Origin of the sequence: Paenibacillus faecis (genome assembly GCF_008084145.1) — a bacterium.
Classification (GTDB): Bacteria; Bacillota; Bacilli; order Paenibacillales; family Paenibacillaceae; genus Fontibacillus; species Fontibacillus faecis.
The window spans coordinates 866,927-892,975 of sequence record NZ_VSDO01000001.1 but is presented as its reverse complement, the minus strand read 5'-3'; the positions used below and the strand labels follow the sequence as shown (position 1 = coordinate 892,975).

Genomic DNA, 26,049 nt, shown 5'->3' with positions numbered 1-26,049 from the left:
CAATGAACTGAAGATATTCAATTCCTTGAAATGGTGGTGAGGGGATGGATATGTTCGGGGGATTCGACGGGCCCAACCGGCCTCATATGAATGCGGTGGATGAAGATGTGGCCAAAAGCAGATTCAAGGAAAAAGAGCAGCGCCTGCATCGGTACGGTCCACCCGGGTTCGTACGCGAGTCCGTTAATTTGCTGATCGCGGTCGGCGTTTTGGTGATCGTGTTTTATTTGATCAAATGGTTAGCTTGATCGTCATAAAAAGACGGTCTCCGAACGCAGTCTTTGGAAAGAAGACTGCGGGACGGAGACCGTTTTTGTTTGGGGCTTTAGCCAGTGGAGCTCGCGAAACGTGCGAAACATAAAACTGCTATGCGGGTGGTGTAGTGATGCTTATAGCAAAAACCACCTGATGGGGTCGTTATCATAGGAGTGTCCAAGCTACAATGTATAACGAAAGGAGAAGGTGGCTTAATGGCTAATCGAAGTGATATGTCGCTACAAAGAGGCGCCTAGTGTGCTTGCTTCCAAGCTTCCAACTCCAAAAAGATGCGAATCTGCAGGAATTTCTAGCGAATTTAGAGAAACGAGCCGGTTTCGTCAAAAATTCCTGCAGATTTGCAGGTATTTTGAAATTTTGGGCCCCAAACAAGAAAAAACATGCACATATGCAGGAATTCTAAGTTATCAAGGTTGTCTGAAGGGGACTAGTAATAATCGCACCCCTTCAGGGATAGGCAAAAGCGGCAACGGCAAAGTAGCTTGAACGTAGTAAAAGCTGCAGCGTCCTTTAGACGCGAGTCGGTAAATAAAGGCTTATAGCCTTAGAGCAAACCACCCGTCAAACGGGTGGTTATAATGTGCCGGAATAATTGCGCCGGGTCAAGCGGCTTACGCCTTCAAAGCCTGACGGGCAACCAACGTGGATTACTTGATCGCAATAATTTGCCGCAAGTCCCGGGAATCGCCATGCAGCTTCGTTTCCGCCGCATTCATTTGCGCGGATCCATCCCCGTCGAGGAAGATGCCTTCTTTTGCGATGTCGGGGGCGATTTCCTCCTTCACCGCTTCCCGGAAAGCCGCGGCGGTGCAGCGGTCCGGGGTGACGATCAGCCACAGCGTCCCGGTCGCGTCAAAGACGAAGCCCGAGCGGAGGCGATTCTCGTCCGGGTTGGGCAAATGTTCCCGCTGTACGGTCGCCTCCCAGCCGGATTCGTCTCCGAGCCCCATGCTGACCCCGCCTTGGGCAAAATACCGGCCCCGGTCCTTTACCCGGATTTCGCCGGCCGAGGAGACGACCTGGACCGAGAAGGTGCCGGCGACCTCGTCCCAGACGAGCGTGCCGCGGGGATACTTCTCGTTAAACCAGCCGGAGCCGTACGCGCCGGCGGCGCCGCTGACCGGCTTGTCGCCGTTCACGGCGATCGACAAGACGGCTTCCCGATAAAAGAAGCCGCCATTGATGCCGTACACACGGTAGCCGCTCAGCGGACGGTCGGCAGCCCGAAGTTCGACACGCCCCGGCGACACCGCCATCGCATGAAGCGTGACGCCGTTGTCCGCCCGCGACTCCTGATAAACGTAGGGGTGCGGGAGAATGAACCGGCTGCCCCAATACTGCATCAGCAGAACCGCCAGAAACAGCAGGGCGGCCGAAGCGGACGCCGTGGCCCACCGCTTCCGGTCAGCCGGCCACATAGGCGGCAAGCAGTTTCGCCGTATTTATGATCGCCTGCTTATGCGTTCTTTCCATTGCGTGCGAGGCGTGAACGCCGGGGCCGATCAGCGCGGCCCGGATATTGTGACCCCCGCGCAGGGCGGCGGAGGCATCCGATCCGTAAAAAGGATAAATATCGACCGCATGGGGGATGTTCAGCTCCTTGGCCAGCCGGATCAGCTTCCCGGTCATGTCATAGTCGTAGGGGCCGGAGGAGTCTTTGGCGCAAATGGAGACATCGGTCTCCTTGCAGCTGAGGTTGTCGCCCATGGCGCCCATGTCGACGGCGATCATCTCGTTGACGCCGCCAGGGATCCAGGAGGCGCCGTGCCCGACTTCCTCATAATTGGAAATGAGGAACACCAAGTCATGGCGGGGCGTCCAGCCCTCCCGTACGCTCGATTCCAGCAGTCCGAACAGAGCGGCGACGCTCGCTTTATCGTCCAGGTGGCGCGATTTCACGTATCCGCTTGGGGTAATCACCGACCGGGCGTCGAAGGAGATGAAATCTCCCACCGAAATCCCCAGCTTCAAAACATCCTCTTTGGATTCGACAAGCTCGTCGATCCGGACTTCCATGTTCTTCTCTTCCCGTTTGAAATCCCGGGCATCGGCGTATACGTGCACGGACGGGTGGGAAGTCAGGATCGTTCCCGTATAGACTTTTCCCTCGCGGGTATGAATTTGGCAGTATTCGTTCTCGATCCCCGCCATCATAAAACCGCCGACGGAAGTGATCGCCAGCGTTCCGTTGGCGTTGACGGCGCGGACCATGGCCCCCAGCGTGTCGACGTGGGCGCTTAGTGCGACGGTCCGGGAGGAATCTTCGCCCTTTAGGCTCAGCAGAGCTCCGCCTTTTTCGTTTTGCGAGAAGGGAATGCCCAGTTTTTCCGCCTCCGAGCGGATCAATTTCATAATGTCATGAGTAAATCCGCTGGGACTCGGGGTATCGAGCAGCCGTTTCAGCAGGTCCAAAATATAAGACTCGTTCAGTTGAATATGCATGTGGAAACCTCCCTGGTTTATTGAGCTTCATCCGCTTTCGGGGATGGCGGGTCTTCCTGATTTTCGGCAGGGACCGCGGGCTCAGGAAAAACATAACCCGTAGCCTCCTGGATATGTACGAGCTTGGCGTTCAGGATTTTTATTTCCTTTTGCATACGGTAGCCGCGATAAATTCCGAATGCTCCGACGATGATGCCGCCGAGCAGTGTGGAACCCAGGATCAGCAAAATCAAAGGCAGGCTGAACGAACCGAACAGCAGGTTGACCGGCACGGGGTCGACATTGATTACGGCAAAGACGGCGGTAATCAGCGCAAACACCATACCCAAGATCAAAGACCATTGAATTTTCATGAGGATGCACCTCCTTCTACTAGACAGTATAAAATCCCTTGCCCGCAAGGAGCAAGGGATTCACTGGGAATTGCGCGTCTTATTTTGTCAATTTCTCCATCTGTTCGATAATGTCCTCAAATACGCTCATCGCCTCTCGGATCGGCTCCGGCGAGGACATATCCACGCCCGCCTTGCGGAGAATGTTGATCGAGTAGTCGCTGCCGCCGCTCTTCAGGAAGCCGAGATAGCGATCGACCGCCGGCTGTCCCTCCTCGAGAATTTGCTTCGAGAAGCTGGTCGCCGCGGAGAAGCCGGTCGCGTATTTGTACACGTAAAAGCTCGTGTAAAAATGCGGGATCCGGGCCCATTCCATTTCGATGTCCCGATCCACGTTCATCTCCGGCCCGTGATATTTCACGTTGAGATCGTAATAAATCGACGAAAGCTCCTGCGGCGTCAAGGATTCGCCGGCCTCGGCCCGCTCGTGCACGATCTTCTCGAATTCGGCGAACATCGTTTGACGGAACACGGTCGTCCGGAACTGGTCCGCATAGTAAGTGAGCAGGTACATTTTTTGCTTCGGATCGGTCGCCCGCTTCAACAGATAATCCATCAACAGCGCTTCATTCGTGGTCGAGGCCACCTCCGCCAGGAAGATGGTGTATTGGGCATCCCGGTACTTCAGGGCTTCATCGGAAAAATACGAATGCAGCGCATGCCCCATCTCGTGAGCGAGGGTGAACATGCTGTTGAGGTTGTCTTTATGATTCAGCAACACATACGGATGCGTGCCGTATGCCCCCCAGCTGTAAGCGCCGGTCCGTTTGCCTTCGTTCTCGTAGACGTCGATCCAGCGCTGGTTAAAGCCCTCGCGCAGCACGTTCAAGTAGTTCTCGCCGAGCGGCTCCAGCCCTTCCTCCACCATTTTTTTGGCTTCTTCATAGGAAATATCCCATTTGTATTCTTCCACCAGCGGAGCAAACAGGTCATACATATGAAGCTCGTCGACCCCCAGCAGCTTCTTGCGCAGCTTCATGTAGCGGTGAAGCAGCGGAAGGCTTTCATGGATCGTATCGATCAAGTTGGTATAAACTTCCTTCGGAATATTGTCGCCGTAAAGGAACATTTCCAGAACGGAAGGATATTTCCGCACCTTGGCGTAAAACATGTTCTTGTTCACGTTGGCGCTCAATGTAGCCGCGATCGTGTTCTTTTGCTTGCCGTAAGTTTCGTAGACCGCTTTGAAAGCCCGGCGCCGGACGTCACGGTTAGGATTCTCCAAAAATTGAATATAGCTGCCGTGGGTCAGTTCCACTTCTTTCCCGTTTTCATCTTCAATCTTCGGAAATTTCATGTCCGCGTTGTTGATCATTCCGAAAATATGCTGCGGCGCTTGCGACAAATTGCCGACCTGGGCGAGCAGGGCTTCCTCTGTCTTACTGAGGACATGGGCTTTTTCCCGTTTGATTTCCTGCAGGGTGAATTTATAGTCGGCCAGATCCGGGTTTTCGATCAGCGCGTCCAACTCGTTCTCCGGCAGCGACAAAATTTCCGGAGTAATAAAGGATAAGGCTTCGCTGACTTCCACGTTCAATTTTTTGGCTTTCTGCGTCAGCGCCTGGTATGTAGGGTTTGTGGTGTCCTGGTCGTGGTTCAGGTGAGCGTAAACATAAAGGCGTTCCAGACTTTCGGAAATTTCATCCTCCAGAGCGAACACGGCCTTAATCTTCTCCGGGCCGTTCAGCTTGCCCTCGTAGTCGGCAACTTTTTTCTTAAGCTCTTTCAGCGCTTCGTAAGACTGGTCCCAAGCCTTCTGGTCGGGAAACATATCTTCCAGTTTCCATGTGTTCTCCGCTTTCACTTGGGAACGTTTCGGTAAGGTGCTCATTGGAATCCTCCTTTGTTTTGGGTAAGCTGCTGCGGCGTTTGCCGTCATATGCGGTCGGGCTGCGGTACCGGGCAGGACCGCGGCCGTCAGGCTGACGGCCAGCAGGAGGGAGAGAAGGCGGTGCTTTTTCATAATCGATTGGGAACCTCCCTGAATCTAGAGACATTTCCCTATTATGCCCTCCGCCGGCCACCGTTATTTATATTTATGTACCCATGGTGTATAAACTGTAGATCATCAAAATAAACGCTACCGCGACCATAATGACCGCGGTCAAGGCGAAACCGCGCCGAAGCCGGGGAGGGACGTTGTTTCTGCTCAAAATCAGCACGACGCCCAAAGCAAAAGCGCAAACTATAAAAATAAAAAGATTGGAATTGTCCATGCATTGACTCCATTCACAACATATTCGGGGACCCGTACGGCATTAAACCTGTTTAAAGGCGTTCATGATGTCATGCCATTCTTCTTCCCGCCCCGCGTAGTCCTCTTTGGGAAAACGGTTCTGCGCCCATTGCATTAGCGCGGGACGGCTTAGAAACGTATGGGATTCCTCGCCCCACTGGTCCGAGATTTCCCGGAGGATGATGTATTTTCCCTGGACTTCCACGGTCATCATATTCCATTTGTCTTTTTTATATATTTCGTGTTTTTTGATCATCGTAACGACTCCGTTCTTTGGCGGTTAGACTGCTTATGTTATGGAAATATTTTTATGTAAAATGATACCTCACGCCTTAAAGGAAAGCAAATGATTACGTTCTCCGGATGAAATTAAAACGATGCGGAACTTCACCGAAAATGTCACGTTGCAATGTGCTGGGGCATAGAGTATAATATGGGTATTCGTCAATGATGACGATTATTTTTAGGAGGTTGTTCATTTGAAAGGTACAGTTAAATGGTTTAACGCAGAAAAAGGCTATGGCTTTATCCAAGTTGAAGGCGGCGAGGACGTATTCGTTCATTTCTCCGCTATTCAAGGAGAAGGTTTCAAAACTTTAGAAGAAGGCCAAGCGGTTGAGTTCGAAATCACCGACGGTAACCGTGGTCCTCAAGCTGCTAACGTAATCAAATTATAAGACCAATTCCGGTCTGCCGGATCACTTATAAAGTTTGGTTCTAAGCACGATAATGAAAGGCACAGCTCTAAATGGGCTGTGTCTTTTTTTGGTATAATCTGAAAAAATACATAACGTCTCAATAATTGGTGACAGGCTGCTGTCACCGATCTTTTGTTAAGCTGGTAACGTACCGGGAGGGGAACACGATTTATGAAACGGATGGACCGGATGATGGCGATTATGATGGCGCTGCAGCAGCGGGCCGAGACGGCCCAGTCTCTTGCCGATAAGCTGGAAGTGTCCAAGCGGACGGTACTGCGGGACATGCAGGCATTGTCGGAAATGGGGGTGCCGCTGTATGCCGTTTCCGGCCCGGGCGGCGGCTATCGGCTGATGGAAGGCTACCGTCTGGCGCCGCTGCAGTTAACCTCGGACGAGGCGCTGACCTTGCTGATGGCGCTGGACGGAATGGCCAAGTACAGCGATGGTCCGTTCCGGCAGGCGCGCTGGACTGCGGCCGACAAAATCCGTTCGGCGCTGCCGGAAGGGACGCTGGGCGAAGTCACCACGTGGCTCGCGCATATCGGGCTGGAGGTGCCGGACCGCCGGAGCAGAACGCCGCATTTGGACGCCCTGTTCCGCCACGCGGCCGAAGGGAACTGGGTCCGGGCGGTCTACCGGTCCCAGCGCTACCGGCGGGAACTCCACCTTCGCCCGATCCGCGTCTACGCGGCTTACGGCTTCTGGTACTGCGTGGCCGAATCGCCGCTGCACGGGGAACAGCGCACGTTTCGCGTGGACCGGTTCGAGGCGGTCGGCAGGGCGGAGCCACCGGAGGGCGCGGTGATGAAGGGGGCGGCCGGCGCGCCGGAGATCCCCGCCGCAGTGGCTTCGGCGGATGGGGGACCGGATTCCTGCGGGCTGTACGCCTCCGCTGCCGCGGGTCTGCCGCCCGACTCGGCCCCGATTCCCGTCGCCGCCCGGCTGACCTACCGCGGGGCGCTGCTCGCGGAGCAGGACCCCGATATCGGGCATCTTGTCAAGCAGACGGGCGACGAGGTCTGGGAGCTGGCATTTGCATGTCCGGCCACGGAATGGGATTGGGCGATTTCGTTTTTTTACGGTATGGGGCTGGATGTCGAGGTCCTGGAGCCTCCGGCGTTGCGCACCGCCCTGCGTGAACGGGCTCAGGCCGTTGCGGCCAGGTATGTTTAAGAAGGCCCGCGGCCCTCAATTTGAACGATGGAGGCTTGGTTACTATGAACGGATTACGTAAAGAGATTTTGGAACGCGGCCGGGAGTTTGTTTACGGTCATGCGCGCTTGCTGGATCGGATGCGATATGCTTACGCATTCGAAGACGGCACCAAGCAGCGGGTGCTCGATGCTTTGCGTCCTTACCGGAACGGGGACGGTGGGTTCGGGAACGGACTGGAACCGGATATGCGCTGTCCGGACAGTCAACCGGTGACGACCGAAACCGCCTTGATGGTTATCCGGGAAGTCGACGGCTGGGACAGCGAGCTAATGGACGGCGTGCTGAAGTATTTGAAAGAGCTGACGTTGGGAGGCGGAGGATTTCCAAGGGCGACGACGGCCGTCAACGCCTATCCGCACGCCCCTTGGTGGACGACGGAGCAGGGCGGCGTCCCTTCCTTGAATCCGACCGGCAGCATCCTCGGGATGCTGCTTGAACAGCAAGTACGGACGGATTTTAAGGAAGAAGCCTGGTTTAAGGAGAACGTCTCGTTCGTGTGGCGCTGTCTCGAAGAACAACTTCCCGGTGATTTTCACGATGCGGCGCAATGGATGTCGTTCTTGGAACATGTCCCTGAAACCGACCGGGAGCGAGCGGCGAAATACCGGGCCCGGTTGGATGAATGGCTCACGGGACCGCAAGGCATCGAAAAAGATCCGCACGCCCAGGGCTACGTCCATAAGGTGCTCGACTATGCGCCGGCCCCAGGTTCCTACGCTTCCCGCCTGATATCCCCAGAGGAGCTTACGATTCATCTGGATTGGCTGATCGGTGAGCAACAAGCGGACGGCGGATGGAACATCAGTTTCCCGGCGGTCAGTCCGGCCGGAGAGCTGGAGTGGCGCGGCTGGATTACGGTGCAAAACTTGAGGACGCTTAAAGCGTACGGTGTGGTTTAGCTCAGCCGCCGGGCTTTGCTGCCGGACAATAAGTGTACAAGCGAAGGTATGACTGATGCGATGTGGTCTGGTGTGATGTGGCCTGTGTAATCTGACCGGTGTGATCTGACTGGCGCGATAGAGGCCTTTTGTCCTGTTGCGGGCCCCATAAATCAGGGATTGTCCTGGGACAACCTGGATAACATAAAATTCCTGCATATATGCATGCTTTTTTCTCGTTTGGAGCAAAAAAATTCAAAATTCCTGCGATTCTGCAGGAATTTTCGACGAAACCGGCTCGTTTCTCTAATCTCACCGGAAATACCTGCAGATTTGCATCTTTTTTCGCATCCCGGCGCGAATCGGCTAAAATACCTGCAGATTTGCATCTTTTTGAAGTTGGAAGTGTGGAAATGCTGGAAATGCTGGAAGTGCTGGAAGTGTAGGAAGTGTACGAAGTGTACGAAGTGCGCCAGGTGCCTTGATCGCTTTGGGCTAAATGGGGCGCTAGCGCCGCAACGCCGCGAACCCTGCAGCCGTGCCGAATTCATAGACGAAAGAGCACTAAATAGGCTTACTTTCCTACTCGGAGAGTAAGCCTATTGGCCTTTCTTATAAGCCGTTACCGGATCTCCTCTCCGGCTTTTGCGTTCGCCGCAGGGGACACATCCGCTCCGGTTGCACGCAGCCGCGGGCCCCTGTGCAAGTATCGGCTGGCGAAGCCGACGCCGGCCAAGAGGGCGAAGCCCATGGCGACGAGATAGAAGTCGTGCCGCCCGAACCGTTCGAAGAGGATGCCGCCGAACGTACCGCTCAGCAGCCCGGAGGCGCTCGACCAAGCGATGGTAAACAGCGCCATCCCCGTCGCGCGGTAATGATCCGGGATCAGCCGGGTCAACATCCGGATCGAGGTGACGTAAAACACGCCGAAGGACAGGCTGTGCATCAGTTGAATGGCGATGATCGCCCCGGCCGAGTCCGCCGCGCTGACCAAAAAGAAACGGGCGGCAAAGATCAGGCTGGCGAAAACGAGCAGCGGAAGTTCCTTGATTTTTTCACCGTACAGGCTGAGCAAAATGAAGATCGGAATCTCAGATAAGGAAGAGGCGAGCTGCGACCAGCCGATCAATTTTTCGCTGGCGCCGAGTTGATTCAATGTCACCGTCAGGAACGCATCGTTCATCCGTACGGCGATCGCCAGGGAAAACACGCAGCCGAAAAACCAAAGCAGCTCCTTCTGCTTCAAAATGCCCCAGATGCCCGACATATCCATTTTTGCGACCGGACTGTCCTGATCCTTGATGAAACATGTGATGAACAGCGCGATTGCGGCGATACCGATAGCCACCCACATCGTTCGGGAGGATCCGATCATCGACAGGACATAGCCGATAAACAGGGCGAAAAAGGCGTATCCGATCGAGCCGAAGATCCGTACGGTCAGAAAATGCTTGTTATGCCGTTTGGCCGCGTTGATGGCGATCGTATCGGATAGCGGGAAAGCCGGGTAATAGAAAAAGTAATACATCGTAATGACCGCAATGATGACGGAAAATTGAGTCGACACCGACAGAAGCGCGCTCATGATAATCTGTCCGATGAGCAGGAGGATCATAATTTTTTTGATCGTCCGGTATTTGTCGCTGGCAACGCTCCAGAACAGATTCGCTATCAGCGAAATCATCGGGCCCAGGGCGTAAAGCAGTCCGATTTGACTATTGGAGAATCCGAGCTTGGCATAGAACAAAGGGAAGTAAGACGCAACAAGCACGCTCGTGCCGAATATGGTAAATGAAAAAGCCCGAAGCCATGGAAGCTCCGGCCGCGAGGTCGGGGAGGAATTCATTGTTCGCTAAGCTCCGTTTCGTCGTTTATGAGCTGCACGCTCAGAGAATATTAGCTAGTTAAGGCCTAGTATAGCACAGACGCGCAAAAAAGAGTCTAGTATCCTTGCAGGTTCTGTGTATAATATGAGGCATATGCGGAAGGCGAAATTTGTATGCTCCGGAGGGATGAAGGATGCACGGTTCCTGCTTTATCTATGACGAACGCCTCGGGATTCATGTCCCTTCGCTGGACCGGCCGTTTGAAGAGTACAGACCCGCGGAGCGGCTGGCCATGATTGAACTTTGGGAGGACACCCGCGGGCGGATCCCGGATAAAGTGAAAAAACTGGAACGCGAAATCGAACGCAAGCTGGCGCAAATGAACGAGGAGAGTGATTTTCAGGCCAGCTGCAGGCTGAATGGGGAAATTGCGGAGCTGGCCAGCATCATCAACGATTTGCATATTTGGTACCGGACGACGCAGGAGGAGCCCGCGATTTCCGGCAAAAGTCACTTGTGATTTTGTTTATTTGTGCAAAAAGTTGGATCATATTATAATATAGAATGATTTTTATCATGCATTACTTGATGATGTAGTGGAGGCAGGCCATTGATAGAACTGGAGCAAAGCCGAAATCAGTTTCCGAAAGAACCGATCCGGTTGATGAGCCGTGTCTATAAGTTCATTCTTCCCGGAGTGCGGAACGAACTGGATGGCTGGAGACAGGAAGCGGGTGCGATTCCCGATCCTGAGCTGAGAAGACAAGCGCTTGCCAGCATCGCGACGAAGGAATTCCATTGTCAGGGCGGTTCGGTGTATGCCGCGGCGAATTTGGCTCAGCGCGACGTATTGATTCCCTTAATCGTGGCGTTTCAAACGATTAGCGACTACCTTGACAATTTGTGCGACCGGAGCACGTCCATGGACGAACATGACTTTCGCCTGCTTCATCAAAGCATGCTTGATGCGGTGAATCCTTGCGCGCAGGTACGGGATTACTACGCGCTGCGCGAGGAGAGCGACGATGGAGGCTATCTTCTGCATCTAGTACAGACTTGCCGGTCGAATATTCTGAAGCTTCCCGGATATCCGGCGGCGAAGCCTTACATCGTGGATCTGGTACAATTGTATACCGATCTTCAGGTGTACAAGCATATCGCTCCGAACCGCCGGGAGCAAGCGTTGGTCCGTTGGTGGGAACAGCACAAGCATCGGACTCCTCATTTGCGCTGGAACGAGTTCGCTGCGGCGACAGGCTCCACGCTCGGGGTGTTTATGCTATTTTTGGCAGCCAGCAACCCCGATCTGGATAACGACAGCGCAGAGATCATTCAACGCTCCTATTTCCCTCATGTTTGCGGATTACATATCATGCTCGATTATTTGATTGACCAAGCGGAGGATGAGGTAGGCGGAGATTTGAACTTTTGCAGCTATTATGAGAACAAAGAAACGATGCTGAAACGGATCGCGCTTATTGTGGAGGGAGCCCGTCGGGACATTAAGCGGCTTCCGGCCTCTTCTTTTCATCGGATGATCATCGAGGGATTGCTGGCGCTTTATTTATCGGATCCGAAGGTAAGCGAGCAGCGCGAAATCCGGGACGTGTCCAGGCAATTGATGCGAAGGAGCCCGCTGATGCGGTTGTTTTTCTTTGCCAACAGCCTTTGGATACGCAAACAGCATCTTTAATAACAATTAGGAGGAAAATTCATGTCAGCAGTTAAAAAAATCGCAGTCCTCACCAGTGGAGGAGATTCCCAAGGCATGAACGCGGCGGTGCGCGCCGTAGTTCGCAGCGGCCTGTTTTACGGCCTGGAGGTGTTCGGCATCCAGCGCGGTTATCAAGGGCTGTTAAACAATGATATCTTCTCCATGGATATCCGCAGTGTCGGCGATATTATCCAGCGTGGGGGCACGATTCTGCAATCGGCCCGCTGCCTGGAGTTCAAGACGCCGGAAGGTCAGCAGAAGGGCGCGCAAATTTTGCGGGACCGCGGCATCGACGGCCTGGTCGTGATCGGCGGGGACGGATCCTACCAAGGCGCCGAGAAGCTGAGCAAGCTGGGTATCAAGACAATGGGCTTGCCGGGGACGATCGATAACGATATTTCGTTTACGGACTACACGATCGGTTTCGACACGGCTGTCGGCATTGTGGTGGATGCGGTGAATAAGCTGCGGGACACGATGTCCTCCCATGAGCGCGCTTCGGTCGTTGAGGTCATGGGTCGTCATTCCGGAGATATCGCCCTCCACGCCGGGCTTGCGGCGGGAGCGGAAACAATCCTGATTCCGGAAGTGCCGTTCGATCTGAATGAAGTGGCGGACCGCATGAAACAGAACTTCGACAACGGCAAGAGACACAGTATCGTGATCGTGGCCGAAGGTGTCGGAACGGGCGAAGAGGTCGTTCAGGCGATCAAGAAACGCCAACCTACCGTAGAACCTCGGGCGACGGTACTCGGGCATATCCAGCGCGGCGGATCGCCGACGCCGTTCGACCGCAACCTGGCCAGCCGCTTGGGCGATTTTGCCGTACGCAGCCTGATTGCCGGAGAATCGAACAAGGCTTGCGGCATGATCGGCGGCGAAATGGTGCTGACGGATATCGAGCAGGTGGTTTCCACCAAGAAGGAGTTCAACATGGAACTGTATGAACTGGCTTCGCGGCTTTCCCAGTAAGCTTGACGGCATCTTAAACGATCGATTATAAAAAAGACCGGCTTCCTCCTGTCAGTTGAATGACGTGGGAAGCCGGTCTTTTTTTGGGGGGTGGTAGTATAAGATCCCACCGTCGGAGTCTACACCGTTAACGGGAAAAATTCCCGTTAATATACCGCTCTTGGCCCCTTGATCGGATTTAGCTGGAAAAGCTCCATTTATTTCGCGGCCCTATTGCCGATATACGCAATTTCAGACGAATTAGCGGGAGGTTTTCCAGCTAATTCGCCTCTGCGGCCGCATACGCGCCGAATTAACGGGAACAATTCCCTCTAATTCGAACCAAACTCTTAATAGCAGGTCAAGAGTGTGAAGAGAACCTTTTACACCGCTTGGCTTCAAGAAAGTTTAAGCGCTCAATCGAAGTTCCATTCGCTTTTGGATGACGAACAACCGCCGCAAGAGCAGGATGGCCGCCACGCCCAGCCCTGAAATCAGGCCGATCCAGTAGCCGTAAGGACCGAGGTTCGTGAAGTTGGCCAGCCCGTAGCCGAGAGGCAGGCCGATCACCCAGAATGCCAGCAGCGTAATCCAAAAGCCCGGATTGACGTCCTTGTAACCGCGGAGTACCCCTTGCACCGGCGTGGCAATCGCATCGGAGATTTGAAAGAAAATGGCGTAGACCAAGAAATGCGAAATCAGGGCGATGACTTCCGGATCGCTGGAGTACAAGCCGGCGACGCCTTCGCGGAACACCATCAGAATGACGGCGGTCAGCAAAGACAGCCCCGCGGCCGTGAAGATGCCCAGCGCGCCGTATTGCTTGGCGTCTTTGGGCCGCTTGGCACCGGTCTCGAAGCTAACGAGTATCGTCAGGGCCAAGCAGATGCTGAGCGGGATCATATAAAGCGTCGAAGCGAAATTGTTGGCGGCCTGATGCGCCGCGATCGTCAGGGTGTCGAACCGGCTCATCAACAGCGTTACGGCGGCGAAGACGGCCGTTTCAAAGAAGATGGCAAAGCCGATCGGCACGCCGATCTTCATCAGTTCTTTCCATTTCGCCAACGAAACGGCATGAAATTTGCGAAAAACGCCGTAACCCGCGAACGGCTGCATTTTATGCACGATCCCCAGGGCTAGCAAGAAAATACACCAATACGTAAAGGCGGTGGCGATGCCGGAACCGATACCTCCAAGGCGGGGAAAACCGAACTTGCCGAAAATCAGCACGTATCCCGCGCCGACGTTCAACGGGAGGGACACGAGGGTGATCAGCATCGATACCCGGGTTTGGCCCAGGGAGTCGATAAAGGAGCGGATGACGATGTAGCCGAATAAAGGCAGGATCCCCGTCGACAGGGCCACGAGAAAATAGAAGGCGACATGATGGACTTTGGGCTCGAGCTGCATCCCGTTCAGGATCGGGGAGACCAGCAAACCGCCGGCAATCAGCACGGCCAGACTGACCGCGACTGCCAGCCACAGAGCCTGCAGCACATGGTATCCGACTTTGCTCTGCTGCCCGCCCCCGACCAACTGGGAGACGATCGGTGTAATCCCCATCAGAATGCCGCTGAGCCCGGTTTGGACCGGGATCCAGATGCTTGAGCCGATGGCGGCCCCCGCCAGATCGGCCGGGCTGGCGTGGCCCGACATCGTTGTATCGAAGAAAGTCATGAGCGACATCGTTACCTGGGTCACCAGAATAGGCAATAGGATGGTTAGAAACTGTATGTATTTTTGTTTTAGATTCCGGGTTTCTTTCATAAGGCACGGCTCCATTTCATTGAATCAGGACCCAGGCAATTTCCCCGGGTCCTGCAGGTTGGTTATGTTTCGTTCCATTTACGAATTAATAGGATTTAAATCAGTGCGGTTCGATTTGATCTAGAACTCGACGCCTTCGGTATAGCGGTTGGAGGCGTTCCACAGCAGATATTCATCGATGTTCATCTCGTTCAGGGCGCGGATCTGCTCCTGCACTTCATGTTTTCCGTACTTGGTGTAATGGCCTTTTCCCAGCCAGCTGGCCGTGAAATCCTGGATCCAAGGACGGATAACGGGCTGTTCTTCGCCAAGAGCCGCCAGCTTCTTCTGCGTATCCGCAATCGCTCCTTTGATCGTTTGGTACGGCGCCTTATCGGGGTCCTTGGCGTTAAACCAGCCGGTTGTATAATGGCTCGGATAAATCATCGGGCAGATGATATCGACCTGGTCGGAAATTTTCACAAAGTCCTGACCGATCCCCTCGGCGGCAGGGACGGAGGCGGCATACCCGAAAATATCGACAGAAACTTTGATGCCGAGCGGCTCCAGTTGTTCGCGGGCGTATTTCACGAAAGCCGCAACCGTATCGATCCGGCTCAGTTCGTTTTTCGTGTATTTCAGCGTATCGGCCCGCTTCTCAAAACCCTCCGGAAAACGGACATAGTCGAATTGAATTTCCTTGAAACCGTGCTTGGCCGCTTCTTTGGCAACCTCTATATTATAGTCCCAAACTTCCTTGCTATACGGGTTGACGAATCCGTCTCCGTTGCCGTTGGTCCAAACGCTGCCATCGCTCTTGCGGAACGATAGCTCCGGTTTGTTCTTGGCCAGGATCGTATCCTTGAACACCACGACGCGGGCGATCGGATAAATTTCATGTTTGTTCATCCGCTCCATCAACCCGTCAATATCCCGGATAAAGGGCTGCGGTTTGCCCAGTTTCTGCAAGGTCGGATTGTCGGTTTTATATGTAATATATCCGGCATCGTCCTTGATATCGATCACCATCGCGTTCAGCTCCGTGCTGTCCAGCAGGTTGATCAGTTTGTTCAGCCGCTCTCCTCCGGCGCTATAGGCCGTCACATAAATCCCTTTCACCTTCGGCGCATCCACCCGAGCCGGAACGACCAACTCGGCCTTGGGCAGTGGATTATCCCGTCGGCCTTGGGTCAGATTTGCGGCGAAAGTTTGATAGGAGGACTGCAGGATGGTATGTATTTGACCTTTCCCGGCCTCTTCCGCAGGAGGACTTCCGCTATGAGTCCCCAGGGCCAAAAGCAAAAGTGTCCAGATGATATTCATAATCTACTCTCCCTTGTATACACTCGTTTCTGATTATATCCGATGGGTGGCGAACAGAAAGAACAGCTTTGTCATCATTTTTCGCGCTCCGTATTCCCTTGATTTATAACGCAAAATCCCGTCTATTAAACTTCTATTCTATGATTTCGTCATAAAAGAGGGCGCGTAAACAAAAGCAAGACCGCTTCTCCCGTCCTTATGACGGAAGAAACGGCCTTGGGAGTAAACTCTTTATTTCAATGAAGATATGCGCTGTTTTGGTGCTCGCAAATGCTCAACTGGATAATTTCCATGGCATCTTCCGGTTCCAAGATAGTCAGACCATCGCGCAGGATGATCATGGAGTTCAGTTCCTTTTGATTTAAAAAAGGCAGCATATCCGGGAACCACTTCATGACGATTTGTTCCAGTTTTACCGTTTCTGCTTCCACATCCATCACCCTTTCCCCCAAGAATCATTCTTTGCCGGAATCATTCCTAAATCGGAAAAGCCTAAAGCCTGTGAAATAAGGTAAATCGGACACCGTATGGAGTTGACGAAGGAACCGCTTGTTACTATTATAACACATTACGGTGTAAATGGAACGGCGGGAACATAGGGGAAAACTTACCTTCTGCGGAAAGATCCCATGACGCCGACGGTTTCGACGATATTTACGAACGCTCCGGGATCGGTCCTTTTGATGATTTCCCGGAGTTCGGCCAATTCGTACCGGGTCGTAACGGTCATGAGCATATCTTTTTCCTTATGGGAAAAAGCTCCTTCCGTTTTGATTTTGGTCACCCCGCGAGGCCTGCAAAGGAGTTGTTCGAGCAGTTCTTCGGTCTTGTCCGTAATGATAAACAGCGTCACTTTCGTATGGTTGATGTAAATGAAATCCAGCACTTTACCGGCAAGGTAAATGGAAACCATAGAGGCCAACGCCAAATTCCAGTTGCCTTCCAGGTAGCCCATCGCCAAAATCACCGCGGCGTTCAAACCGACCAGAATGCTGCCCACCGGGAAGTCGCGGAAGCGGGTCACGATGGAGCCCAGGATATCAAATCCCCCCGAGGAGCCGCCGACGCGGAAGGAGATGCCGCTGCCGATTCCGACCAGCACCCCGCCGAAAACGGCGGAAAGCAAGACGTCGGAAGCCAGCGGTTTTTCGGGGAGAAGCTCCATCAACCAGGTCACCCCCGCGACTGAGAGCATGCTTAAGCCGACGAATTTTTTGCCGAGCAAAAACCACCCCGCGATCAGGATCGGGATGTTATAGGCCAAATACATGACACTGATGCTTAGCGGAGAGAAATATCCGGTCAACATGGCCAGGCCCGAGACTCCCCCGCTCAGCAAATGATGCGGAACAAGGAACAGATTGAAGCCTGAGGCGATAAACGCTGCCCCGATCAAAATGACCACCGAGTTCCTGATTTTCTTGAACACAAAATTTCACCTCGCGTTAATCTGGAAGTATACCAACCTGCTTGCTGGTATTCTTGTTTCGTTTTGTGCTATAATGTTTGAGATGTTCTTGAGTAGGGATCCTTTTCCATTTTAAACGGTGAATACCGTCCTCTGATTTCTTCGTTCCAATCCGCTATGTAACTTTTATGGAGAGATTGGATAGTCTATAAACGTTTGAATGCTACTTAAGAATACAGTCAAGAATGTGGAATGTCCACTATATAGAAGGAGTATGAAAAATTTGAACACATTTGCAGATTTCGGCTTAGAGCCTAAAGTGTTACAAGCGATTACGGAACTCGGTTTTGAGGAAGCCACCCCGATTCAGAGCAAATCCATTCCGATTGCCTTGACCGGCCGCGACCTGATCGGACAAGCACAAACCGGTACGGGGAAGACCGCAGCTTTCGGTCTGCCGCTGATCAACAAAATCCCGAAGGAAGAAGAGCGTATCGTGGCTCTCATTATGACACCGACGCGTGAGCTCGCTATTCAGGTAGCCGAGGAGATCGGCAAGCTGGCCCGTTTCAAAGGCACGCGTTCCCTTCCTATTTACGGCGGCCAAGACATCGTCCGCCAAATTCGCGCATTGAAGAAGAAACCCCAAATCATTATCGGTACGCCGGGCCGACTGCTCGACCACATCAACCGGAAGACGATCAAACTTGACGACGTTCAGACCGTCGTCCTGGACGAAGCGGATGAAATGCTGGACATGGGCTTCATGGACGATATTCAATCCATTCTGAAGCTGGTTCCCGAAGAACGTCAGACGATGCTATTTTCCGCTACAATGCCTTCGAATATCCAGAAGCTGGCGCAGCAGTTCCTGAAAAATCCGGAGCATGTGTCCGTTATTCCTAAGCAAGTCAGCGCTCCGCTGATCGACCAGGCCTATATCGAAGTCCATGAGCGGCAGAAATTCGACGCCCTGACCCGCTTGCTCGATATGGAATCTCCCGAACTGGCGATCGTCTTCGGACGTACGAAGCGCCGGGTCGACGAGCTCTCGGAAGCTTTGCAGAAGCGCGGCTACTCCGCGGACGGACTGCATGGCGACTTGTCGCAAAATCAGCGCGATAACGTGATGCGCAAATTCCGCGACGGCAGCATCGACGTGCTTGTTGCGACGGACGTGGCGGCGCGCGGTCTCGACGTATCCGGCGTCACCCATGTCGTCAACTTCGACCTGCCTCAGGATCCGGAGAGCTATGTGCACCGGATCGGCCGTACGGGCCGTGCCGGTAAGGAAGGGGCGGCATGGTCGTTCGTCACTCCGCGTGAGATTGATCATCTGCACTTTATCGAGCGCATTACCCGCCACAAAATCGCCCGCAAACCGCTGCCAAGCATCGCGGAGGCGATTGAGGGCAAACAGCGGATTACGGCGGAGCGCATTCTCGAGCTGGTTGAAGCGGGCGAACTGAACGAGTACAAAGGCATCGCTATCCAACTGCTTGAACAATACGACTCGGTGAATCTGTTGGCGGCCGCCTTCAAATTGATTACCGGGGACAAGAACGACAGAGCGAATATTGAGCTTACGCCGGAGGAACCGATCCGCGTAAAACGCCGGAATCCGGACATCCGTTCCAGCGGGCGCAAGCCTTCGGGGTACGGCAACCGGGGCGGTGGTGGCGGCGGTTACCGCCGGGATAACCGCGACGGCGGCGGCCGCGGCGGCTATGGCAACAAGGGCGGTTACAGCAAGGACGGCAACCGGGATTCCTACCGTTCCTCCGACCGCAAACCGCGCTCATCCAACTCTAGCGGTGACCGCAAACCGTACAAACGCGAGGATAACTCCTCGTTTGACCAATAATTCGCTTCCGCAAGGAACGAAAAGGGAAAGAGGACGAATATGCATATTCGTCCTCTTTTTTGCTTTCTTTCCAGAAAAGGTGAATATTCACGTGAGATCAGATCAGAAACGAACGGCTCACGATGACAAGCAAAATGAACAGGACCAGAATCGTTCCCGTCGAAGTCCAGATACCACCGTATCCTCCGCCTACTTGGGACATGAAATAACCTCCTTAATAAATATTGGATGTTTGAAATTTCTTTATATGGTATGGCGGGGTGCCCCGGCGGGTTTAGACGGCGGCCCAAGGCGAGTAAAATAGGCGCTGGATAGTCATTGTAAAAACATGCTATAGTAGTATATAGACAAATTCACTACTTTCGGAGGGAGAACTTTACTTGGAATACAAAGGGTTAATGGGCGGTTTTTATAAAATTACGGAATGGATTATGCGGGTCTCCGGCAGCAATCTGCTGTGGGTGCTTTGTTCCTCACCTTTCCTTTTTGTTTTGATGACCAAGTTTTTGTATATGCAAAATCCGGAAGCTCCGCCGGAGAATGCCACCTTATATCTTATGGCTATTTTGGCACCGTTTACAATTTTTCCGGCAACCGCAGCGCTGTTCACCGTCGTGCGTAAATGGGTCATGGGGGAATCCGATTTAAGCATTATCAAATTGTATTTCCGCGGCTACAAAGAGAATTATAAGCAGAGCATGGTTGGCGGCTTATTTTATACGCTTTTATTCGTAATCATGTACGTCGATTATTATTTTTATATGACCCAACTAAACAACATGCAACTGCTCGGCATGATCATGATGATCTTCCTCGTGTTGCTTTCGATATCGCTGTTCAATTTCTTTTCCCTGGTGGCGCATTATCATCTGAAGGTGACCTTGCTGATCAAAAACGCGATCCTGCTGACGATCATTCGTCCGTTCCGCGCACTTTCCACTTTGATTTGCGTGGTGGTGTTGGCTTTCCTGACGCTGCGCTTTATGTGGCTGGTTTTCATTGGCTTTGCTACCCTGACCGCACTGGTCGCTTTCTACAACTTCTTTATCGCGTATAACAAGATCCAGGAGAAGGTGGAGAAAATGCGGGAGGCCGAGGAGAGGGACGCCGCCACGGAAGCCGAAGCTTCGGTTTCGGAGCTGTCGGAAGGCGAAGCGAAGGAGAAGGATTGATCCGTATTCATGGCTTCAATGGTTGAGGGGGAATTTTCCTTAATCGCTAAGTTTACATTTCCTTAACGAAGTTTTATAATAGGTTTACGTCCTGCGATGTGCGTTTCGGTTCTATGTTGTTTTGAACCAATGACAAAGTCTCGGGAGACTTACATTGCGTCATGGCTGAAAGGCCCTATCCATGTTGATGAGGGGACTTCAAAAATGCCGCTGCGGTCACCCACCTGCGAATGCAGGTTCGAGACAATGTAACCGGACGGCATAGGCGGGTCTCTTTTTTATAGAACTGGATGAATGAAGTGCCTGGAACTCCTGGGATGGGAGCTTCGAGGCGCTTTTTTTGTGGAGTGAGCCATCGGGAAAGGGCCCTCTCTTTTGTTTGTTCGTCAACAATGTTAGAATATACATAGATGAAATCGTATTCTTGTTGTGTCAGTAGGATAAAGGAGGAAGAGCGGCTTGTCATTCAAGAGAACGTTAGTCGGTATTTTCCGCAGCCAAGAGGGAACGAGCGACCGCGCGAAAATGCCTGAATTGAAAACAAGATATTATCAATTATCCAGGGATAGAATGTGGGAGGAGGTTTCCTCCACGTTGAAGAAAATCCCCGGTTACAAAGTGCTGCACGAGGTGCCTTCGGTCGGAGAAATCACACTGGAGAAACGCACGAGCCTGGGAAGAGTTATGGATATTACGGTCTCGATCGTATCCACCGGTCCGATGCGTACGGCGGTAGACATTTATTCGGCCACCCGTGGATCGTTCGGCGATCTAGGGGCGAATTACCGGAACATTCTGCATTTATACTCGATGTTGGATAAGAAACTGTCGTCCTACAAAGTGACGTCCTAGCCCGGAAGGAAAAGAAGCGAGCAGGGAGGGCTTCCCTCTTTGCTCGCTTCTTTATGCAAACCGATATGAATCGACTAATTGTTTACATCCATTAGCCCAGCAATTCTTTGACCGCGGCCACCGGCTTTTCGTAGTCAGGATGCTCGGACATTTCTTTCAGCACTTCGACATAGCGGATTTTATTCTCCTTGTCCACCACGAAGACGGCGCGCTGATCCAGGGCGAATTCCTTAATCAGAACCCCGTAGGCTTTGCCGAACGAATTGTCTTTGTAGTCGGACAAAGTAACGACGCGATCCACACCGGCAGCTCCGCACCAGCGTGCTTGAGCGAATGGAAGATCGCAGCTGACGGTCAGAATAACGACGTCATCGCCAAGGCCGGCGGCTTCCTCGTTGAAACGGCGGGTTTGCGCGTCGCACACGCCTGTATCCAGGGAGGGGACGACACTGATGAGTTTAATCTTGCCGGCAAAGTCCTGAAGAGTGGCTTCTTCAAGCAGGTTTTTATTCAGCCGGAAGTCCGGAGCGGTGTCGCCGACTTTAAGTTCCGGGCCCACCAAGGTGAGGGGATTGCCTTTAAATGTTGCCACGCTTGTGCGTTCTTGTGTCATTTCTTTCTCCTCCTAAACATGAGATAATGGGTTCAGTCTTCATTATAGTCGTTTTAATTTGGGATTGTCCAATATTTAGGAATTCATGATTGTGCAAAGGAAGGTTCCGATGATATTTATTCGTTATGAAAACTGGAAAAGCTATCTCCGCTATTATCCGGTAACCAGCTTGATCCTAGCGGCAAATGTGATTATGTTTCTCGTCCTTACATTCAATGGTGGATCGGGCGACGCTTTGACTCAGCTGAAATACGGCGCTCTCACGAATGTGGAGCCCTTCGCCAGCGAGTGGTGGAGGCTTTTCTCATCCATGTTTCTTCATCACGACCTGACGCACCTGATCTCCAACTGTTTTGCCATATTGGTGTTTGCCCCGCCGCTGGAGCGCCTGCTTGGACATTGGAGATACGCCCTGCTTTATTTGGCCAGCGGCCTTGTGGGGAATCTGATCAGCTTGGAGATTTACCGGCAATCGATGGAGAATCATTTGTCCGTGGGTGCCTCCGGGGCGATTTATGGGGTGTACGGCGCGTTTTTGTATATTGCCCTGTTGCAGAGACATCTGATGGATACAAGCTCGCGGCAAACGTTGTACAGCCTTCTGATCATCGGGGTGGTCTTCTCCCTAATGGTTCCTCAGGTCAACTGGATGGCGCACTTTGGCGGCTTGATTGGCGGGTTCTTCCTCTACGGTCTTATTATTCGGGTGTTAAAACGACGTTGAACCCGCAGGATCGTCCATGGTACATTAGAGGTAAATCACCACTTTCTCTAGAAATTCGTCGATGCATGGATTGTAAGCCCTTTTATGCTGATCAGCCCTTATGCGGATTTTATGAACAGATGCGAAATGGAGCGATAGATTCGTGGAATTAAGACAACTGCAATACTTTCTAAAAGTGGCGAGAAAAGAGCATGTCACCCAGGCGGCGGAGGAACTGCACGTCGCCCAGTCTGCGGTGAGCCGACAAATCCACCAGTTGGAACAGGAACTCGGCGTAAACCTATTTATGCAAAAGGGCAGAAATCTGCAGCTTACGGCGGTCGGCCAGCTCTTTTGCAGCCGGGTGGAGAGCATTTTGAAAGATCTGGACCGTGCGGTGAATGAAGTCCATGAGTTTCTGGACCCCGAACAGGGGGAGATTCGGCTCGGCTTTCCGAACAGTCTGGGCATTCATATTATTCCCAGCGTCGTCGCCGAGTTTCGCAAGCTCTACCCGAACGTCAAGTTCCGGTTTAGACAGGGGACTTATCCAACGCTGATCCGGGACGTCGTATCCGGAGAAGTTGATTTGGCGTTCATTTCGCCTTTTCCTGAGAATCACGATCAAGTTGTCGGCAACGTCGTGCTGACCGAGGATTTGGTGGCGATCATGCCGCCGAGCCATCCGCTCGCCGGAGAGCAAAGCATCAAGCTGAGTCAACTGAAAGACGACAAATTCATTCTTTTCAGCAAAGGCTATTCCTTGCGGCCTATCGTTTGGCAAGCGTGCCAGGAAGCTGGATTTACGCCGAAAATCGCTTTTGAAGGCGAAGAAACGGATACGATCCGCGGACTGGTCGCCGCGGGAATGGGGGTAAGTCTGCTGCCGGAGATGGCGCTGTTTCAGAGCTTTATGCTCCAGCCCAGCCGTGTGCGGATTTCGGAGCCCAAGGTGACCCGAACGATCGGACTGATCCATCGTGCGGATGAGAAACTGCCACTCGTGGCACAATCTTTTCGGGTTTTTCTGCTGGAGTATTTCGGCCTGCAGGTTGATACGCCGCCGAGTCAATGACGAGGCGGTTTTTTTGTCGAAGAAAACCCCCAGTTTGACTGGGGGTTCAGGAAAGCTTATAGCTATGAGTAAAAATCCCTTGACCTTTATGATAAAATGATAGCCGGTCTGCCAACCGCATCATGAAATCAAGGAGGACAAGGGAAATGGATAAGAGCAGTCTAGCACATACACGCTGGAACTGCAAATACCATATCGTATTTGCGCCAAAGTACAGACGACAAGTGATCTATGGGAAATTAAAAAGAGAAATCGGAAAAATCATTCGAGAGCTATGTGAGAGAAAAGGTGTGGAGATTCATGAGGCGGAGGCATGCCCAGACCATATTCACATGCTGGTAAGTATCCCTCCTAAGTTAAGTGTGTCGGAATTTATGGGATACTTGAAGGGAAAAAGTTCGCTGATGATCTTCGATAAGTTTGCGAATCTAAAGTATCGGTACGGAAATCGACAGTTTTGGTGTAGAGGATACTTTGTGGATACGGTAGGACGTAACAGGAAAGCGATCGCCGAATACATTCGGAATCAGCTAACAGAAGATAAGAACTACGAACAACTCACGATGAAAGAACTGTTCGACCCGTTTACGGGTGAGTCGGTAGGAAAGGGCAAGTAAAAAAGCCCCTTTAAGGGGCATGCCCGAGACCGCTCGCGGTTGGCAGACTTTCAGTGCGCCTTCTTAGGCGCTTGCTAGTACCATGCCCTTATAGGGCTGATGGAAGCCACCGGCTAAGCCGGTGGTTATGACTGATGGGGGCTTCAGCCAGTGGAGCTCGCGAAGCGTGCAAAACAAAAACCACCTGATGGGGTCGTTATCATAGGAGTGTTCAACCTAACTATGTATTAACGAAAGGAAAAGGTGGTTTATGGCTAATCGAAGTGATATGTCATATACAAAGAGGCGCCTAGTGTGCTTCCACACGTCCAACTCCAAAAAAGATGCAAATCTGCAGGAATTTTAGGCCGATCCTCAAGGGGATGCGAAAAAAGATGCAAATCCGCAGGAATTTCTAGCGAATTTAGAGAAACAAGCCGGTTTTGTCGAAAATTCCTGCAGATTTGCAGGAATTTTAAAATTTTTGGCCCCAAACAAGAAAAAACATGCACATATGCAGGAATTCTATGTATCAAGGTAGTCTGACGGGGTACTAGCTAGAGTAAATAATCGCACCCCTAGAGGTAGGCAAAAGTGGCAACGACCTAATAGCTTGAACGTAGTGAAAGCTAGCGTCTTAAGACGCTAGCCGGTAATAAAGGCTTATAGCCTTAGAGAAAACCACCCGTCAAACGGATGGTTATGATTGGGGACAAGATCGAAGTAAATCAAAAAAGCGCAGGAGCCTTGGAAACCAGGACTCCTGCGCTTTTTTTTCTCGTAAAGATTCATTATTCCCGGTTGCCTACAAACAGCAGGATGTACCGGAGCAGCTCGAGCAAGGACAGCAGGGCGGCGGCAACATAAGTCAAGGCGGCGGAATTTAGGACCTTGGCCACGCCTTGTTCTTCGTTAGGCGAAATAAAGCCTTGCTGCAGCATGATTTTGCGTGCCCGGTTACTGGCGTTAAATTCTACCGGCAGCGTAACCAACTGAAACAGAACCGCTGCGGAGAAGAAAATAATCCCTAGCCCGATCAAATTGAACATGCCGAACAAAAAGCCGGCGAGCAGCAAAAACGGCGCTATGCCCGAAGCGAAATTGACGACGGGAAACATTCTGTGCCGCAGGACGAGCATAGGGTAGGATTCCTTGTGCTGTATGGCGTGCCCCACCTCGTGGCAGGCCACGGCCACGGCCGAGATGGAGTTCTCGTAATAAACCGGTTCCGACAACCGAACGACCCGGTGAATCGGATCGTAATGGTCGGTCAGCGAGCCCCGAACAGGTTCGATCGGAACATCGTACAATCCGTTGGCATCCAGCATGCGACGGGCGGCGTCATGACCTGTCAATCCGTACATATTCGGTACTTTTGCCCATCTTTTAAAGGTACCGGATACCCGGAACTGTGCCCATAAGGTCAAGCCGAACGCCAATAAAATGGGTATAAGCATTACGTCAGAGTACATTTGTCATTCCTCCAAAAAAGTCATAGAAGCTAGGGATGTCTAAGGAAAAAGTGCTCTAACTGAAGGGCCCGTTGTTAAGAATAATACGCAGCGCCTCGATGCATGCCAGGCTTTGCGGCATCAGATGGGAGAAAGCCTTCTTCGCTTGGCCCGGTTTCAGACTGGAAATCAGCGGTTCAAGCTCTTTAACCTCCCGCTCCAACTGCTGCATGTGCATCTCAAGCGAACTTAGCCTTTCGGTAACCAGTTCTTCGCTCGAAACTTTACTCCATTGCTGGAGCTTCTCACGGATTTCCTCCAGGGAGTACTTTTCCTGCTTCATCTGAATAATACGTTCCAAGCGTGACAAGGTTTCAGAGCTGTATAATCTGTAGTTCTTTTGCGTCCGTTTTTCGGGAGCAATCAAGCCGAGTTTGGTGTAATAGTCGATGGTGCGTTCGCTGATCCCTGCGGCTTTCGCCAATTCCCCGATCCGGTAAAGCTTTACGACTCCAATAGGATCACCTCTCTTCATCAATATATCCATAAAGGAGCAGATACGGCAAAAGGAACCTGCCATATCTTTCTTACTAAAATATGATACTCCACAATGAA

General features: G+C 52.4%; 28 protein-coding genes and 1 other RNA gene. 14 read left to right on the top strand and 15 right to left on the bottom strand.

From position 1 onward, the window contains the following. Nucleotides 1-44 precede the first annotated feature (44 nt). Nucleotides 45-248: a hypothetical protein gene (locus FRY98_RS04085; RefSeq protein ID WP_148450447.1), complete on the top strand. Its 204-nt coding sequence runs from the start codon at nucleotides 45-47 to the stop codon at nucleotides 246-248. Nucleotides 249-923: 675 nt separating this feature from the next. Here FRY98_RS04085 and FRY98_RS04080 read toward each other — a convergent pair. The 6 genes from FRY98_RS04080 to FRY98_RS04055 form a co-directional block, all read right to left on the bottom strand. After that, on the bottom strand, nucleotides 924-1,694 hold the full coding sequence (locus FRY98_RS04080) for a hypothetical protein (protein WP_148451178.1): 771 nt from the start codon (nucleotides 1,692-1,694) through the stop codon (nucleotides 924-926). Next, nucleotides 1,681-2,718 (bottom strand): M42 family metallopeptidase, encoded by a 1,038-nt coding sequence (locus FRY98_RS04075; RefSeq protein ID WP_148450446.1) that lies wholly within the window; start codon nucleotides 2,716-2,718, stop codon nucleotides 1,681-1,683. Before FRY98_RS04075 ends, FRY98_RS04080 begins: the two co-directional genes overlap by 14 nt. A 17-nt stretch (nucleotides 2,719-2,735) precedes the next feature. Further along, nucleotides 2,736-3,071 (bottom strand): LapA family protein, encoded by a 336-nt coding sequence (locus FRY98_RS04070; protein WP_148450445.1) that lies wholly within the window; start codon nucleotides 3,069-3,071, stop codon nucleotides 2,736-2,738. A gap of 79 nt (nucleotides 3,072-3,150) precedes the next feature. Continuing rightward, nucleotides 3,151-4,941, bottom strand: a complete 1,791-nt coding sequence (gene pepF / locus FRY98_RS04065; RefSeq protein WP_148451177.1) for an oligoendopeptidase F — start codon at nucleotides 4,939-4,941, stop codon at nucleotides 3,151-3,153. A gap of 205 nt (nucleotides 4,942-5,146) precedes the next feature. Continuing rightward, nucleotides 5,147-5,326 (bottom strand): hypothetical protein, encoded by a 180-nt coding sequence (locus FRY98_RS04060; protein ID WP_148450444.1) that lies wholly within the window; start codon nucleotides 5,324-5,326, stop codon nucleotides 5,147-5,149. A 42-nt stretch (nucleotides 5,327-5,368) separates the two neighbouring features. Then, nucleotides 5,369-5,602: a hypothetical protein gene (locus FRY98_RS04055; protein ID WP_148450443.1), complete on the bottom strand. Its 234-nt coding sequence runs from the start codon at nucleotides 5,600-5,602 to the stop codon at nucleotides 5,369-5,371. A gap of 223 nt (nucleotides 5,603-5,825) precedes the next feature. Between FRY98_RS04055 and FRY98_RS04050 the strand changes: the two genes are divergently transcribed. From FRY98_RS04050 to FRY98_RS04040, 3 genes are all read left to right on the top strand, one after another. After that, nucleotides 5,826-6,023, top strand: a complete 198-nt coding sequence (locus FRY98_RS04050; RefSeq protein ID WP_009222768.1) for a cold shock domain-containing protein — start codon at nucleotides 5,826-5,828, stop codon at nucleotides 6,021-6,023. A 192-nt stretch (nucleotides 6,024-6,215) separates the two neighbouring features. Further along, complete coding sequence (locus FRY98_RS04045; RefSeq protein ID WP_148450442.1) at nucleotides 6,216-7,220, top strand: helix-turn-helix transcriptional regulator; 1,005 nt, start codon at nucleotides 6,216-6,218, stop codon at nucleotides 7,218-7,220. Between the two features lie 44 nt (nucleotides 7,221-7,264). Further along, the gene (locus tag FRY98_RS04040) at nucleotides 7,265-8,161 is read left to right on the top strand and encodes a prenyltransferase/squalene oxidase repeat-containing protein (RefSeq protein WP_148450441.1); all 897 of its coding nucleotides are present in this window, start codon (nucleotides 7,265-7,267) and stop codon (nucleotides 8,159-8,161) included. 601 nt (nucleotides 8,162-8,762) lie between these two features. On the opposite strand, the gene FRY98_RS04035 is transcribed toward FRY98_RS04040, so the two are convergent. Further along, nucleotides 8,763-9,986 (bottom strand): MFS transporter, encoded by a 1,224-nt coding sequence (locus FRY98_RS04035; RefSeq protein WP_148450440.1) that lies wholly within the window; start codon nucleotides 9,984-9,986, stop codon nucleotides 8,763-8,765. Between the two features lie 173 nt (nucleotides 9,987-10,159). Between FRY98_RS04035 and FRY98_RS04030 the strand changes: the two genes are divergently transcribed. From FRY98_RS04030 to pfkA, 3 genes are all read left to right on the top strand, one after another. Beyond that, nucleotides 10,160-10,486: a hypothetical protein gene (locus FRY98_RS04030; protein WP_148450439.1), complete on the top strand. Its 327-nt coding sequence runs from the start codon at nucleotides 10,160-10,162 to the stop codon at nucleotides 10,484-10,486. A 90-nt stretch (nucleotides 10,487-10,576) separates the two neighbouring features. After that, a complete protein-coding gene (locus tag FRY98_RS04025) occupies nucleotides 10,577-11,659 on the top strand; it encodes a tetraprenyl-beta-curcumene synthase family protein (RefSeq protein ID WP_148450438.1) in 1,083 nt (360 codons plus the stop codon). A gap of 21 nt (nucleotides 11,660-11,680) precedes the next feature. After that, a complete protein-coding gene (gene pfkA, locus FRY98_RS04020; RefSeq protein WP_148450437.1) occupies nucleotides 11,681-12,652 on the top strand; it encodes a 6-phosphofructokinase in 972 nt (323 codons plus the stop codon). Between the two features lie 387 nt (nucleotides 12,653-13,039). On the opposite strand, the gene FRY98_RS04015 is transcribed toward pfkA, so the two are convergent. The 4 genes from FRY98_RS04015 to FRY98_RS04000 all read right to left on the bottom strand — a co-directional run bounded on the left by FRY98_RS04015 (nucleotide 13,040) and on the right by FRY98_RS04000 (nucleotide 17,129). Beyond that, nucleotides 13,040-14,398 (bottom strand): MATE family efflux transporter, encoded by a 1,359-nt coding sequence (locus tag FRY98_RS04015; protein WP_148450436.1) that lies wholly within the window; start codon nucleotides 14,396-14,398, stop codon nucleotides 13,040-13,042. Nucleotides 14,399-14,518: 120 nt separating this feature from the next. Continuing rightward, complete coding sequence (locus tag FRY98_RS04010) at nucleotides 14,519-15,700, bottom strand: putative glycoside hydrolase (protein ID WP_148450435.1); 1,182 nt, start codon at nucleotides 15,698-15,700, stop codon at nucleotides 14,519-14,521. 236 nt (nucleotides 15,701-15,936) lie between these two features. Further along, on the bottom strand, nucleotides 15,937-16,137 hold the full coding sequence (locus FRY98_RS04005; RefSeq protein WP_211373256.1) for a hypothetical protein: 201 nt from the start codon (nucleotides 16,135-16,137) through the stop codon (nucleotides 15,937-15,939). A gap of 170 nt (nucleotides 16,138-16,307) precedes the next feature. Continuing rightward, nucleotides 16,308-17,129 carry a YitT family protein gene (locus FRY98_RS04000; RefSeq protein ID WP_148450434.1) on the bottom strand — a complete coding sequence of 274 codons (822 nt, stop codon included), beginning with the start codon at nucleotides 17,127-17,129 and terminating at the stop codon, nucleotides 16,308-16,310. A gap of 262 nt (nucleotides 17,130-17,391) precedes the next feature. On the opposite strand from FRY98_RS04000, the gene cshA reads away from it, so the two are divergent. Next, nucleotides 17,392-18,972, top strand: coding sequence for a degradosome RNA helicase CshA (gene cshA, locus FRY98_RS03995; protein ID WP_211373255.1), 1,581 nt, complete (start codon nucleotides 17,392-17,394; stop codon nucleotides 18,970-18,972). 97 nt (nucleotides 18,973-19,069) lie between these two features. On the opposite strand, the gene FRY98_RS03990 is transcribed toward cshA, so the two are convergent. Further along, on the bottom strand, nucleotides 19,070-19,174 hold the full coding sequence (locus FRY98_RS03990) for a sporulation protein YjcZ (protein ID WP_148450432.1): 105 nt from the start codon (nucleotides 19,172-19,174) through the stop codon (nucleotides 19,070-19,072). A 178-nt stretch (nucleotides 19,175-19,352) separates the two neighbouring features. Between FRY98_RS03990 and FRY98_RS03985 the strand changes: the two genes are divergently transcribed. The 3 genes from FRY98_RS03985 (at nucleotide 19,353) to FRY98_RS03975 (ending at nucleotide 20,996) form a co-directional block, all read left to right on the top strand. Next, on the top strand, nucleotides 19,353-20,144 hold the full coding sequence (locus tag FRY98_RS03985; protein ID WP_148450431.1) for a YesL family protein: 792 nt from the start codon (nucleotides 19,353-19,355) through the stop codon (nucleotides 20,142-20,144). Nucleotides 20,145-20,229: 85 nt separating this feature from the next. Further along, a non-coding RNA gene (gene ssrS, locus FRY98_RS03980) (6S RNA) lies at nucleotides 20,230-20,420 on the top strand. Between the two features lie 183 nt (nucleotides 20,421-20,603). After that, nucleotides 20,604-20,996, top strand: coding sequence for a DUF1499 domain-containing protein (locus FRY98_RS03975; protein ID WP_148450430.1), 393 nt, complete (start codon nucleotides 20,604-20,606; stop codon nucleotides 20,994-20,996). 91 nt (nucleotides 20,997-21,087) lie between these two features. Here FRY98_RS03975 and tpx read toward each other — a convergent pair whose 3' ends face one another. Next, a complete protein-coding gene (gene tpx / locus FRY98_RS03970; protein ID WP_148450429.1) occupies nucleotides 21,088-21,609 on the bottom strand; it encodes a thiol peroxidase in 522 nt (173 codons plus the stop codon). A 109-nt stretch (nucleotides 21,610-21,718) separates the two neighbouring features. Between tpx and FRY98_RS03965 the strand changes: the two genes are divergently transcribed. The 3 genes from FRY98_RS03965 to tnpA all read left to right on the top strand — a co-directional run bounded on the left by FRY98_RS03965 (nucleotide 21,719) and on the right by tnpA (nucleotide 24,004). Beyond that, complete coding sequence (locus FRY98_RS03965) at nucleotides 21,719-22,333, top strand: rhomboid family intramembrane serine protease (RefSeq protein WP_148450428.1); 615 nt, start codon at nucleotides 21,719-21,721, stop codon at nucleotides 22,331-22,333. A 142-nt stretch (nucleotides 22,334-22,475) separates the two neighbouring features. Beyond that, nucleotides 22,476-23,387: a glutamate biosynthesis transcriptional regulator GltC gene (gltC, locus tag FRY98_RS03960; protein ID WP_148450427.1), complete on the top strand. Its 912-nt coding sequence runs from the start codon at nucleotides 22,476-22,478 to the stop codon at nucleotides 23,385-23,387. A gap of 146 nt (nucleotides 23,388-23,533) precedes the next feature. Continuing rightward, nucleotides 23,534-24,004 carry an IS200/IS605 family transposase gene (gene tnpA, locus FRY98_RS03955; protein WP_148450426.1) on the top strand — a complete coding sequence of 157 codons (471 nt, stop codon included), beginning with the start codon at nucleotides 23,534-23,536 and terminating at the stop codon, nucleotides 24,002-24,004. Between the two features lie 770 nt (nucleotides 24,005-24,774). Here tnpA and FRY98_RS03950 read toward each other — a convergent pair. Then, complete coding sequence (locus FRY98_RS03950) at nucleotides 24,775-25,455, bottom strand: zinc metallopeptidase (RefSeq protein WP_148450425.1); 681 nt, start codon at nucleotides 25,453-25,455, stop codon at nucleotides 24,775-24,777. A 55-nt stretch (nucleotides 25,456-25,510) separates the two neighbouring features. Continuing rightward, entirely contained in the window at nucleotides 25,511-25,969 is a 459-nt protein-coding gene (locus tag FRY98_RS03945; RefSeq protein WP_246565318.1) for a MerR family transcriptional regulator, read from the bottom strand. Between the last annotated feature and the right edge of the window lie 80 nt (nucleotides 25,970-26,049).

Coding starts and splice junctions, on each gene's coding strand:
- FRY98_RS04015 (WP_148450436.1), bottom strand. CDS start 14,398: ATGAAAGAAACCCGGAATCTAAAACAAAAATACATACAGTTTCTAACC.
- FRY98_RS04085 (WP_148450447.1), top strand. CDS start 45: ATGGATATGTTCGGGGGATTCGACGGGCCCAACCGGCCTCATATGAAT.
- tnpA (WP_148450426.1), top strand. CDS start 23,534: ATGGATAAGAGCAGTCTAGCACATACACGCTGGAACTGCAAATACCAT.
- FRY98_RS04075 (WP_148450446.1), bottom strand. CDS start 2,718: ATGCATATTCAACTGAACGAGTCTTATATTTTGGACCTGCTGAAACGG.
- tpx (WP_148450429.1), bottom strand. CDS start 21,609: ATGACACAAGAACGCACAAGCGTGGCAACATTTAAAGGCAATCCCCTC.
- pepF (WP_148451177.1), bottom strand. CDS start 4,941: ATGAGCACCTTACCGAAACGTTCCCAAGTGAAAGCGGAGAACACATGG.
- FRY98_RS04045 (WP_148450442.1), top strand. CDS start 6,216: ATGAAACGGATGGACCGGATGATGGCGATTATGATGGCGCTGCAGCAG.
- FRY98_RS04080 (WP_148451178.1), bottom strand. CDS start 1,694: ATGTGGCCGGCTGACCGGAAGCGGTGGGCCACGGCGTCCGCTTCGGCC.
- FRY98_RS04070 (WP_148450445.1), bottom strand. CDS start 3,071: ATGAAAATTCAATGGTCTTTGATCTTGGGTATGGTGTTTGCGCTGATT.
- FRY98_RS03945 (WP_246565318.1), bottom strand. CDS start 25,969: ATGAAGAGAGGTGATCCTATTGGAGTCGTAAAGCTTTACCGGATCGGG.
- FRY98_RS04060 (WP_148450444.1), bottom strand. CDS start 5,326: ATGGACAATTCCAATCTTTTTATTTTTATAGTTTGCGCTTTTGCTTTG.
- FRY98_RS04030 (WP_148450439.1), top strand. CDS start 10,160: ATGCACGGTTCCTGCTTTATCTATGACGAACGCCTCGGGATTCATGTC.
- FRY98_RS04035 (WP_148450440.1), bottom strand. CDS start 9,986: ATGAATTCCTCCCCGACCTCGCGGCCGGAGCTTCCATGGCTTCGGGCT.
- FRY98_RS03965 (WP_148450428.1), top strand. CDS start 21,719: ATGATATTTATTCGTTATGAAAACTGGAAAAGCTATCTCCGCTATTAT.
- FRY98_RS04005 (WP_211373256.1), bottom strand. CDS start 16,137: ATGGATGTGGAAGCAGAAACGGTAAAACTGGAACAAATCGTCATGAAG.
- FRY98_RS03990 (WP_148450432.1), bottom strand. CDS start 19,174: ATGTCCCAAGTAGGCGGAGGATACGGTGGTATCTGGACTTCGACGGGA.
- FRY98_RS04010 (WP_148450435.1), bottom strand. CDS start 15,700: ATGAATATCATCTGGACACTTTTGCTTTTGGCCCTGGGGACTCATAGC.
- pfkA (WP_148450437.1), top strand. CDS start 11,681: ATGTCAGCAGTTAAAAAAATCGCAGTCCTCACCAGTGGAGGAGATTCC.
- FRY98_RS04055 (WP_148450443.1), bottom strand. CDS start 5,602: ATGATCAAAAAACACGAAATATATAAAAAAGACAAATGGAATATGATG.
- FRY98_RS03950 (WP_148450425.1), bottom strand. CDS start 25,455: ATGTACTCTGACGTAATGCTTATACCCATTTTATTGGCGTTCGGCTTG.
- FRY98_RS04040 (WP_148450441.1), top strand. CDS start 7,265: ATGAACGGATTACGTAAAGAGATTTTGGAACGCGGCCGGGAGTTTGTT.